The sequence below is a fragment of the Asticcacaulis solisilvae genome, assembly GCF_017875235.1.
Lineage (GTDB): Bacteria > Pseudomonadota > Alphaproteobacteria > Caulobacterales > Caulobacteraceae > Asticcacaulis > Asticcacaulis solisilvae_A.
Window position 1 is genome coordinate 194,539 of sequence record NZ_JAGGMI010000005.1, and the last position, 9,802, is coordinate 204,340.

The window sequence follows — 9,802 nt, forward strand, 5'->3', positions numbered from 1 at the left end:
CCCAACCAGAAAGCGCCCCCCTACTCCTCTACCCAGTCCTTTTTCAGGCGTCTTGCCGCCAGAATCAGCAGCACCGCCGCCAGCACGTAAAAGCTCAGCGCGTACAGAAAGGCGTAGCGAATCGATTCGGCGCCATAATGCGGCTTCAAAATCTCCGACAACTTGCCAAAGGCATAGGTCCCAAGCGCAATCCCAATAAGATTGTTGACCAGCAGGAACAGCGACGACATCAGGCTGCGCGACGCCGCCGGCCCCAGGTGCTGCACGGCCGCCACAACCGGCCCCAGCCAGACCAGCCCCAAGGCCTGGGGCGCCAGAAACAGCAGAAACGCCTGCAGCGGCGTTTGCGCCATCACCCCCAGCAGGTAGAGCGCCGCGGACGCCAGGAAAGCCAGGGCAGGAACCAGGGCATAGGCGCCCTTGTGCCTTGCGCCGAGGCGATCGGCGAGAAAGCCGCCAAGGCTCATGCCGATGATCCCGCTGATCAACAGCAGGCCCGCGAACAGCCACGACCGGCTGACCAGGTCCATGCCCAACGACCGTGCCAGGAAGGTCGGCATCCAGTACATGATGCCGTAGCCGACCATCGAGGCGCAGGCTGTGCCCAGGGACATCAGCCAGAAGGACGGCTTGGATGCCGCCAGCTGGATGACCGCCGAGAAGCGCATGGCCGGTTGCCCCACGGCATCGGGGCGCGCACGGACAGGCTCCTTCACCACCAGACGGAAAACAGGCGCCAGCAGCACACCGCCCGCGCCCATGGCCAGGAAGGCCCAGCGCCAGTCTATATGCGCCGCCAGAAGTCCGCCCGCCAGCACACCGCAGGCGCTGCCGACGGGAATGCCGAATGAGAAGATGGCCATGGCGCTGGCGCGCAAGGGAGGTGGGAAATAGTCGGCGATCAGACTATAGGCCGGGGCCACGCCGCCGGCCTCGCCAACGCCGACGCCCATCCGGGCCGCGAACAACTGCCAGAAATTCGTCGCCAGGCCGCACAGGGCGGTGAATCCGGACCATAGGGCCAGCGCGCCGGTAATGATCCACACGCGCGATGTCCGGTCGGCCAGCCATCCGGCGGGGACGGCGAGCGTGGTATAGAGCAACGCGAAAGCCAGGCCGCCCATCAGGCCCAACTGTTCGTCGTCGAGGCCGAGTTCCGCCGCTATGGGTTCCTTGAGGATGCTCAGTATCTGACGGTCTAGAAAGTTGACCGCATAGACCACCAGCAGCATGAACAGCATCAACCAGCGGCCACCCGCGAACCTCTCCCCTGCTCCGGTTCCCGTCATTCGTCTTCCCCTTCGCCTGGTGTTCCGGGCGTCTTTACAGCTTCCTTAGGCGAAGCGCCAGAAACCCGATCCGTTCCTTAGGCGCAAGCTGCTATAGTATCGGTGTTTCTAACGACCAGATCCTAACCAAAAGCCGTAAGACCCAGCCATCATCAGCAAAGGGCCTTACGGCTTTTCGGTGTTTGAAGCGCTGCTTACAGTTCAGCCCACTGCCGGATCAGGTTGTGATAGTGACTGGTCAACCCTACCACCTCCTCCGAATCGCTTAAGCGCGCCCTCAGCTTCAGGATGGCCATGTCGAGATCGAAGAGCATCTGCCGGCGCACGCCGTCGCGCACCATGCTCTGCGTCCACAGTACGGACACCGTTCGCGTACCCCGCGTGACCGGCTCGACGCGATGGAGCGAGGTCGAAGGATAGAGAATCGCATCACCGGCGGGCAGCTTGACCTCATGCGCGCCATAGGTGTCCTCGATGATAAGCTCACCGCCGTCATAGTCTTCCGGATCGCTGAGGAAAACCGTCGTCGATATGTCGGTGCGGACGCTCAACCCCGTCGACGGATCGAGATGGACCGCGCTGTCGACATGGTTGCCGAATTCACCGCCGCCGGAATACCGGTTAAAGCGCGGCGGCAGAATGGTCCTGGGCAGGGCGGCCGAGACAAACATGGGATGGCGCTTCAACGCCGCCGCGACGATGGCGCTCAGGCGCTGATTGACCGGGTCTTCGTAAGGCAACTGCTCCGCTTTTTTGAGTTTGCTGGCCTGGGCGCCGGCCGTCATGCCGCCGTCGCGCCACGGCGCGGCCTCAAGGTCCGCGCGCAGCGACGCCAGTTCTTCAGTGGTCAGCAGTTGGGGAATGTGGAGCATCATGATGCCGACTCCATTATATGAAAAGGCCCCGGTGTAAAACCGGGGCCTTTCCTTGCGAGCAAGACTCGCGGCTTAGAAGCGGACGCGAGCGCTCAGGGTCGCCGTGCGCGGCGCGCCCAGAACCAGGCGGGAGCCGCCATTGTTGAGCGTGCTCACATAATCTTCGTCGAAGAGGTTGTTGATGTTGAGCTGCAGGGCGACGCGGTTGGTCAGGTCGTAGGTCGCCATGGCGTTGGCAACGAAATAACCATCGATGCTCGGCATGTTCTGGGTTGCCGGGTTGGCCGTCGGATCGACAACGCGCTTTTGCTCGCCGACATATTGCCCGCCGATACCGGCGCTGAACTTCGGCGTGAACTTGTAGCTGGTCCACACCGTCGCCGTCAGTTCGGGCGACCAGCGCGTGGCGGCGCCGGCGGCATTGTTGCCGGTTGTGCCCTGTTCAATTTCGGTCTTCATCGTCTGGATGCCGGCGGAAATCTGCCAGTTCGGAATGATGATGCCCGTGGCGCTGAATTCGAAGCCCGAGACCTTGCGTTCGCCGACCTGGATGTACTGGCCCGAACCGACTGGTTCTTCCTGGGTCAGCTCATTCTTTGCGACCGTATTATAATAGGCGGCCGTCAGGGTCAGGCGACGGCTGACATCCCACTTACCGCCGGCTTCGAAGCTGGCCGTTTCCTGCGGATCGAAGATCGGGTTAGCGGCGCTGGAGGCCGTGCCGCTCTGTGAAAAGTTCGTGCCGCCTGGAGGAGTCAGCGCGTTGCCGTAGGCGACGTAGAGGCTGGAGGCCGATGTCGGCTTGTAGATGACGCCAACATTCCAGCTGACGAGCGTGCCGTCGCCTTCGATGCGCGTAACCGTAGATGCGCTTGTCGTCGTTGCTGCCGCCGCGACATCGGTGGTCATGTTGTAATTATCGATACGGACGCCGCCGCTGACGCGCCATTGCTCGCCGATTTCGATGGTATCGAAGGCATAGGCCGCCAGTGTGGTGCTGTCACCATCCGTAAAGGCGCCGGTCTCGAGCGGATCCGGCAGGACGTCATTCACATTGGGATTGTAGAGATTGGCCGCCGGAATTGCGATCGTCGTCGTCACGTGCGTGACAGGATTGCTGGCCGAGTTGCCATAGGTCCGGTTGAACTGGCTTTCGTATCCGACTTCGAAGCCGACGGACAGGTCGTGTCTGACGCTGCCGGATTCGATGGCGAAGCTGTAGTTCGTCTGGTTGAAAAGGATAGTGTTTTCCTGATCGACGCGCTGGCGGGTGCGCGCGATCGTCCAGGTCGCGGGCGTGGCCGAGACGGCGCCGGACCCTGTCGGGTTAAGGCCGTTGATGCCGGTCAGGATGCGGTCCATCGTCGTCTTACCGTAGCGCGACGTATTGGTCAGTTTGCCGCCACCACGAAGCGTGTGGACGATCTTGCCGGAAAGCATGACTGCCTCGACATCCTCGTAGTCATTCGGGCTGCCGTAATAGTTCTCACGATCGACCCTTGCGCCGGCCGCCAGCTGCGCCGTGGCGTTATAGAAGCCCTTGATACCGATCGACGGCAGGCCGCCGTCGGGCAGGTTATCCTGCTTCAGATACTGACCGAAGATGTAGAAGGTCGTGTCAGTACCGAGACCGATGGCATAGGACGGCGCTATGCCATAGCCCGAATTCTTGACGTAGGCGCGGCCCGGGGCCTCGACGTCCTGGGTCATCAGATTCAGGCGGAACGCGCTGGAGCCGCTGAGGCGCAGGTTGGAGTCGACCGTGGCGCGGGCGCCGCCTTGGCTGAAGGCGCTGACAACGGCTGTCGTGCCGCCCGACAGATTCGGCAGCTTGGAGACGAGATTGATATAGCCCGACGATGCGCCCCGGCCGATATCGGCGCCAGCTGGTCCCTTGGCGACTTCGACCTGTTCGACGTTGAAGACGTCGCGGCTGATGGCGCCGAGGTCGCGGATACCGTCGAGGAAGAGCGAGGTCTGGGTCGAGAAGCCGCGCATCTGGAAGGTATCACCTGACGCGGTATTGCCGTTCTCGCCCAGTTGCAGGGTAATGCCCGGGGTGTTGCGCAAGGCGTCGGTCAGGGACAGGGCGTTTTGCTCGTCGAGCAGCTGGCGGCCGATAACGCTCACGGTCTGCGGCGTGTCCAGCAGGGCTTGCGTCTTCTTCGGCGACGTCACCTCGGTGGCGCGATAACCTTCGCGCTGGCCGTGGATAACGGCTTCGTCTTCGTCGCCGTGACGGTCGTGGTCGCGCTTGCCATGACGCTCGTCCTTGTGATTGCCGTGCTCCTGAGCGACGGCCGCGACAGGGGCGGCGACCGCGAGGGCAGCCAGGGCGGCGAGGTATGGATTGACCGCGTGCTTGCGGCTGCGAATATGGCTCATGGTCGTAGTCCTTAGTTTGCATGGGCGCCGCTCGGGCGTCCGGGGGAGGAAGCATGCCAAGGATGCCCCCTCAGCTGCGAATAGGTATCATTTGCATCGAATAGTCGGGAAACAGCCCGCCGGGATGCGCGGCGGGCTGCGCGTTTTTTAGTTGGCCAAAACCTCAAAGGTCGCCGTGTAGGAGTAGCGTACAGCCGGCTGGTCCTGCGGACCGCCCTGACCTTGACCCTGCCCCGGACCACCCTGACCAGGACCACCCTGACCAGGACCACCCTGGCCCTCCCCGCCCTGACGGCGCGGCGGATAGCTGGCGGTCAGCAGGTGGAAACCGGCCAGTTCCCAGGTAATGGCGACTTCGCCATTGGCGTCCGTCGTCGCGACGATTTCCTTCAGCGCGTTGCGGAAGCGGCCGCCGTCGGGGATAGCCGTGACATTCAGGTCGGACAGCGGCTTGCCGTCGAGCAGGAAGCGGAATTTCGCGGCCTCACCGACGAACAGTTCGCTGGGATGGGTCAGCGGCACGACTTCAAGCCCCTTGCCTGTCGGCTGCAGGACTGCGTCGTTCGGCTTGTTGGCCGAAGCAAAGGTTTCGATGCGGCTGAAGTTGCGCGAAATGCGGACATCCGTCGCGCCGGCCGGAACCTGCGACTGATAATCGGCTTCGGTGCCGCGGAAACGCTTGGTTTCACCATTGAGGGTGTAGCTGCCCATGACGGCGGCATTGACCAATGCGATACGATAGGTGCCAGGCGTCTTCAGCTCGACATCGAAAGCTGAACGGATCTTGCCGGTCCATTTGTTCTGCGCCTCTACCGCCTGGCCATCCGGTCCGGTGATGACCAGGTTGTCGAGGCGCGCCGGCACGTGGTCGAAGTCGAAAATGCCTTCGGAACTGGCGGCATCGACTGTTACCCACGGCGCCTTGCCTTCGACCTGGGCGGCCGATGGCTTGAGCCACTGGCGGTGCGCCTCGGCGCTCATCGGCGCCAATGCCGCCATAGCCAGCGCGGCTACGCCGCACGCCATACCCAGCCTCTTGAAATTGAGCCCTTTGAAGTTCAGCCCCTTGGTCATCATCTGTGTGCCCGGTGTTTTGTGACAAGGCGGCAATAAATAGCGACCTGTCGTTGTTGCGGTTGGGTTAACATTCTTGCAAATCATTCGCAACAAGATTCTTGCGAACCATTTGCATTATGTCGCGATTACGGCTTGTAGGCGAATGATACCGCGCCCAATTCGCCTTCGCCCTTGCCCTGGGCCGCGACGGCCTTGGCAGGATTGTAGGCGACCGGTACGCGGACCAGATCGCGGCCACCGGCTTCGCGGGCGGCTTCGACGACGAAATTGTATTGCCCGGCGGACAGGCCCTTCAGGGCGGCGCTGTCGATCGTCAGGGTCTGGCGGCCCGGGGCGCGCGTGGCGCCCGTGACGCCATCGACCGGCAGGGTCATTTCGCGGCCGGCCTTGCGCCACCACGTACGCACGTCCGGCAGCCACTTCTGGCCGGCGTTTTCGCGCTTCTTCACGTCGTACCAGACGAACAGCGTCTTGACTGCCTTGCCGTTGGTGTCTTCCAGCCAGCCGGCAACGTACGGCTTATGGTACTCGGCGACCTTCTGCTGCGGGATGGTCACGTCGACGGCCAGTTGACCGGCCTGCGCCACGACCGGCGCTACGGTAAGGATCAGGGCGCTGCCGCCCCACATCAGGGATTTCGGTGCCATTGTATGTAGTCCTAGGTATGTACAAACAAAAGGAAGAGAATGACGGGAAGCGCCAGGCCCGCCGCGACCAGCGGCCAGGTAATGGCGCGGTTCTTGGAATAGACCCAAAGAAGCCCCAGTCCCGTGATCGAAAAGACCACGCAGGCCAGGGCCAGGATATCGATGAACCACGACCAGACGGGGCCGGTGTGACGCCCCTTGTGCAGGTCGTTGAGCACGGCGATCGTCCCGCGCGTCGTGCGCTCATAGATCAGCTCGCCGGTTTCCGGAATGATGGTGACGGACGAACCGACGCCGGGCCCCGCCAGATCAACAAAGACCTCGTCCTCGGACACGTCGGCCGGACGTTTGGCGACGTCCGCACCTGTCTCAGCCTTGACCGCGGCCACGACCGCGCCCGGCAGGGGCGACTTGTCTTTCGCACGTTCCAGCGCCTGCAAGGTCGCCGCGTCCAGCACCTTTTCAATCCGGACCGTCCTGGGCTCGGCGTCGAAGTCGGCGGCATGGTTCAGCGTGTAACCGGTCACCGCAAACAGCAACAGGCCCGCCAGGCAGATGGCCGAACTGATCCAGTGCCATTGACGCAGCTGGATACGCCAGAAGTTGGGAGAAAGCTGAAAGCGCGACATGCCCGCCCCTTAGCATCCGTCGCGACGCATAACAATGAGAATTATTATCAACTAGCAAAATTGTCGCCGCCATTGTGGCAATTACGCGTCAGGGACAAAACTTAGCCAGTTGGGAAAGTTTTGCTTGCGATCCTCAACACGTCCTGATACTTAGCCAAAACGGAAACTATTGAGGGCGCCATGTCGCTGATCCTGCACTCCCACCCGCTGGCCTCCTACTGCTGGAAGGTCCTGATCGCCCTTTATGAAAAGGACATTCCCTTCGAGACGCGCATGGTCAATCTCGGCGACCCGGCCGCGCGCGCGGCCTTCGAAGCCTTGTGGCCGACAGCGAAGATTCCCTTGCTGGAGGATGATGGCCGGGTCGTGCCCGAAACCTCGATCATGATCGAATATATCGACCAGATCCGTCCCGGGCCGTCCCGCCTTCTGCCCGGCACGCCGCAAGAGCAGCTGGAAGTCCGGTTGTGGGACCGGGTGTTCGACTCTTACGTCATGGAGCCGATGCAGCGGTTCGTCGCCCAGCACCTGCGCCCTGAAGGCGCACGCGACGCCCGTGAACTCGACAACACACGGCGCGCCCTCGTCAGCGCCTATGCGCTGATAGAGGCCAAGATCGGCGAGCGGACCTGGGCGGCGGGCGAGACCTTCACCCTGGCCGACTGCGCGGCGGCCCCATCCCTGTTCTATGCCGCGACCATTGAGCCCTTCGCGGCCGGCCAGACGCGGCTTGCCGCCTATTTCGCGCGGTTGATGGCGCGACCGTCCGTGGCGCGCACCATTGCCGAGGCCAGGCCCTTCTTCCAGTATTATCCGCTGCGCCATGCGCTGCCGACGCAGTACCGGCCGGAGGATGACAATGCGGGCTGAGCCCTCCCACACCGACAGCATGGACCGCATGTTCACGGCGCTGGCCGACAGCAACCGGCGCGCCATGATCGACCATTTGAGCGGCGGCCCGGCGTCGATGTCGGACCTGGCGCACCGGCTGGGCATCGCCCTGCCCTCAGCCCTTAAACACCTGGCCATACTGGAGGACGGCGGGCTGATCCGCTCTGAAAAGGTCGGGCGCACCCGGACCTATTCCATGGCGTCCGACGCCTTCGGCGGGCTGGAGGCCTGGGTTGCGGACCGGAAGGCGCGCTGGAACCGGCAGTTCGACCGCCTGGAAAAATTTCTCGAAGGAGATGCGTAGGTGCAGCGATCCGTCACCCATACCGATTTCGTGCTTGAACGCCGCTTCAAAGCCTCACCCGCGCGGGTCTTTCATGCCTGGGCCGATCCTGACGCCAAGCGGCGCTGGTCGGACTGCCATGCCGAGACGGGCGCCACCGAGTACAGCCTCGACTTCCGGACAGGCGGCCAGGAAACCTATCGCGCCACGCTTGCCGATGGCACACGCATGACCGTCGACAAGACCTTCCTGGAGATCGTGCCGGACGCGCGTATCATCTTCGCTTACGCCATGACCGCCAATGGCCGGTCATTGTCGGCCTCGCTGGTCACGGTCGAATTCCACGCCGATGGCGATGGCACGCGGCTGCTCCTGACGGAACAGCTGGCCTATCTCGACGGACACGAGGATCGCGACGAGCGCAGGCGCGGTACCGAGGAAGGGCTCGACCGGCTGGAGCTGGACCTGCAAGAAGGTCTGCCTAAAGCTTGACCTTGAGCGCGACTTGCAACTGCGTCTGGACCTGGCGCGGCTCAAGCGACTGATAGCTGCGCGACGGGCGGTGGCTCACCACATGCAGAGCCTCCACCGCGAGGTCGAGATGCGCATTGAGCGGACGCATATAGGCCACCGTCGCGGCATAGCCCTTTTCGGTATTGTCGTCCCGGCTCTGCCATGACCGGTCCTTGACGGCGAAATAGTCCGCCCGGCCCGTCAGCCTGGCGCCATTGGCCAGCTCGCGCGTCGCCAGCAGATAAGCCGTGTCGAACGCGACGTCGAAGGCCCAGCCGTCCGACCTGCGCCAGCCCATGACGGACGTGCCGCTCATATATTGCGCCAGCACTTCGACATTGCCGGCCGGCCGGGCCTGGACGCCCAGATTCCAGAAGCGCGTGTCCCAGCCCCACTGACTGTGGCGCATCGCTTCCGGATCGGCTTCATTAGCATAATATTCGAGATTGACGGCAAACGGCGCCGGCGGCCGCCAGTCAAGGCGAACATATTCGCCGCTATTGCCGTCGATTTCGGCCGACACGTCGCTGAACGGCGCCTGGCGACCGGTATTGAATATCTGCGCCCAACCTTTTTGCCCCGCGGGCAGGGGCAGGACGCTGTCGCGGTTCGAGGCGATGTCGTGCAAGGCCCAGCCTCGCCAGGTCAGGATCGTCCCCGATGTGTCGTTGCCGGTGAAGACCGCGCCCATCAGGCCCAGAACATGGCCGCCAAAAGTCTTTTGCACAGCGCCTTCGATGCCGTCGACCAGGACTTCCTCGCCAATCCAGGCATTGGCCGCCGACGGCGTCAGCGTGCGCGACACCGACCAGCCGGCGCCGTCATGCTCCATGGATACCGGCGGGAACATCTGGCCGAACCGGACCGAATATTTCAGGTCCGAGACCGGCACGGGCTTCCATTTGATGAAGGCTTCTTCGATGCCCCAGGGCTTCAAGGCGTCGGGCGTATATTGCGCGACCATGTAGCCGGTGACGGTGTCGCTAAGGCGCGGCTTCCACACCAAAGCCGCCTGCGCAACCGCCAGGCGGCTGTCATTGCCGTAGCGCAGCTTGCCGAAACCACCGTCCAACCAGCCGCGCTCGCCATCGGCGGTGGCGGCGCGGACATCGACCCAGCCATCGATATTTTCACGAGTGAACAGTTGCGTCTCGGCCTGTGCGCCGCCCGCGATGCCAAGTCCCAGCAGTATGGCCAGGCACAGGCCTTTCAT

Annotated in this window: 10 protein-coding genes; 3 read left to right on the forward strand and 7 right to left on the reverse strand. The window is 63.1% G+C overall.

Annotated elements, in window-relative coordinates; genetic code table 11:
- Positions 1-20: 20 nt before the first annotated feature.
- From J2X24_RS10690 to J2X24_RS10715, 6 genes are all read right to left on the reverse strand, one after another.
- Positions 21-1,289: a spinster family MFS transporter gene (locus tag J2X24_RS10690; RefSeq protein ID WP_209720827.1), complete on the reverse strand. Its 1,269-nt coding sequence runs from the start codon at positions 1,287-1,289 to the stop codon at positions 21-23.
- A gap of 194 nt (positions 1,290-1,483) precedes the next feature.
- Positions 1,484-2,164, reverse strand: a complete 681-nt coding sequence (locus tag J2X24_RS10695) for a Fe2+-dependent dioxygenase (protein ID WP_209720829.1) — start codon at positions 2,162-2,164, stop codon at positions 1,484-1,486.
- 72 nt (positions 2,165-2,236) lie between these two features.
- The gene (locus J2X24_RS10700; protein WP_209720832.1) at positions 2,237-4,549 is read right to left on the reverse strand and encodes a TonB-dependent siderophore receptor; all 2,313 of its coding nucleotides are present in this window, start codon (positions 4,547-4,549) and stop codon (positions 2,237-2,239) included.
- Between the two features lie 147 nt (positions 4,550-4,696).
- On the reverse strand, positions 4,697-5,626 hold the full coding sequence (locus tag J2X24_RS10705) for a DUF4198 domain-containing protein (protein ID WP_245344609.1): 930 nt from the start codon (positions 5,624-5,626) through the stop codon (positions 4,697-4,699).
- 125 nt (positions 5,627-5,751) lie between these two features.
- On the reverse strand, positions 5,752-6,273 hold the full coding sequence (locus J2X24_RS10710) for a DUF2271 domain-containing protein (protein ID WP_209720836.1): 522 nt from the start codon (positions 6,271-6,273) through the stop codon (positions 5,752-5,754).
- A gap of 11 nt (positions 6,274-6,284) precedes the next feature.
- A complete protein-coding gene (locus tag J2X24_RS10715) occupies positions 6,285-6,902 on the reverse strand; it encodes a PepSY-associated TM helix domain-containing protein (RefSeq protein WP_209720839.1) in 618 nt (205 codons plus the stop codon).
- 180 nt (positions 6,903-7,082) lie between these two features.
- Between J2X24_RS10715 and J2X24_RS10720 the strand changes: the two genes are divergently transcribed.
- The 3 genes from J2X24_RS10720 to J2X24_RS10730 are packed head-to-tail and all read left to right on the forward strand — an operon-like array spanning position 7,083 to position 8,568.
- Positions 7,083-7,772, forward strand: a complete 690-nt coding sequence (locus J2X24_RS10720) for a glutathione S-transferase family protein (protein WP_209720842.1) — start codon at positions 7,083-7,085, stop codon at positions 7,770-7,772.
- Positions 7,762-8,097, forward strand: coding sequence for an ArsR/SmtB family transcription factor (locus J2X24_RS10725; protein ID WP_209720845.1), 336 nt, complete (start codon positions 7,762-7,764; stop codon positions 8,095-8,097). The genes J2X24_RS10720 and J2X24_RS10725 overlap by 11 nt, the downstream gene beginning before the upstream one ends.
- Positions 8,098-8,568 carry an SRPBCC family protein gene (locus J2X24_RS10730; protein ID WP_209720847.1) on the forward strand — a complete coding sequence of 157 codons (471 nt, stop codon included), beginning with the start codon at positions 8,098-8,100 and terminating at the stop codon, positions 8,566-8,568.
- Here J2X24_RS10730 and J2X24_RS10735 read toward each other — a convergent pair.
- Entirely contained in the window at positions 8,558-9,802 is a 1,245-nt protein-coding gene (locus J2X24_RS10735) for a hypothetical protein (RefSeq protein ID WP_209720850.1), read from the reverse strand. The two genes, J2X24_RS10730 and J2X24_RS10735, sit on opposite strands and share 11 nt — an antisense overlap.

What these genes read in the sequence shown, in the direction of transcription:
- J2X24_RS10690 (WP_209720827.1), bottom strand. Translation starts at nt 1,289, where the DNA reads ATGACGGGAACCGGAGCAGGGGAGAGGTTCGCGGGTGGCCGCTGGTTG.
- J2X24_RS10695 (WP_209720829.1), bottom strand. Translation starts at nt 2,164, where the DNA reads ATGATGCTCCACATTCCCCAACTGCTGACCACTGAAGAACTGGCGTCG.
- J2X24_RS10700 (WP_209720832.1), bottom strand. Translation starts at nt 4,549, where the DNA reads ATGAGCCATATTCGCAGCCGCAAGCACGCGGTCAATCCATACCTCGCC.
- J2X24_RS10705 (WP_245344609.1), bottom strand. Translation starts at nt 5,626, where the DNA reads ATGATGACCAAGGGGCTGAACTTCAAAGGGCTCAATTTCAAGAGGCTG.
- J2X24_RS10710 (WP_209720836.1), bottom strand. Translation starts at nt 6,273, where the DNA reads ATGGCACCGAAATCCCTGATGTGGGGCGGCAGCGCCCTGATCCTTACC.
- J2X24_RS10715 (WP_209720839.1), bottom strand. Translation starts at nt 6,902, where the DNA reads ATGTCGCGCTTTCAGCTTTCTCCCAACTTCTGGCGTATCCAGCTGCGT.
- J2X24_RS10720 (WP_209720842.1), top strand. Translation starts at nt 7,083, where the DNA reads ATGTCGCTGATCCTGCACTCCCACCCGCTGGCCTCCTACTGCTGGAAG.
- J2X24_RS10725 (WP_209720845.1), top strand. Translation starts at nt 7,762, where the DNA reads ATGCGGGCTGAGCCCTCCCACACCGACAGCATGGACCGCATGTTCACG.
- J2X24_RS10735 (WP_209720850.1), bottom strand. Translation starts at nt 9,802, where the DNA reads ATGAAAGGCCTGTGCCTGGCCATACTGCTGGGACTTGGCATCGCGGGC.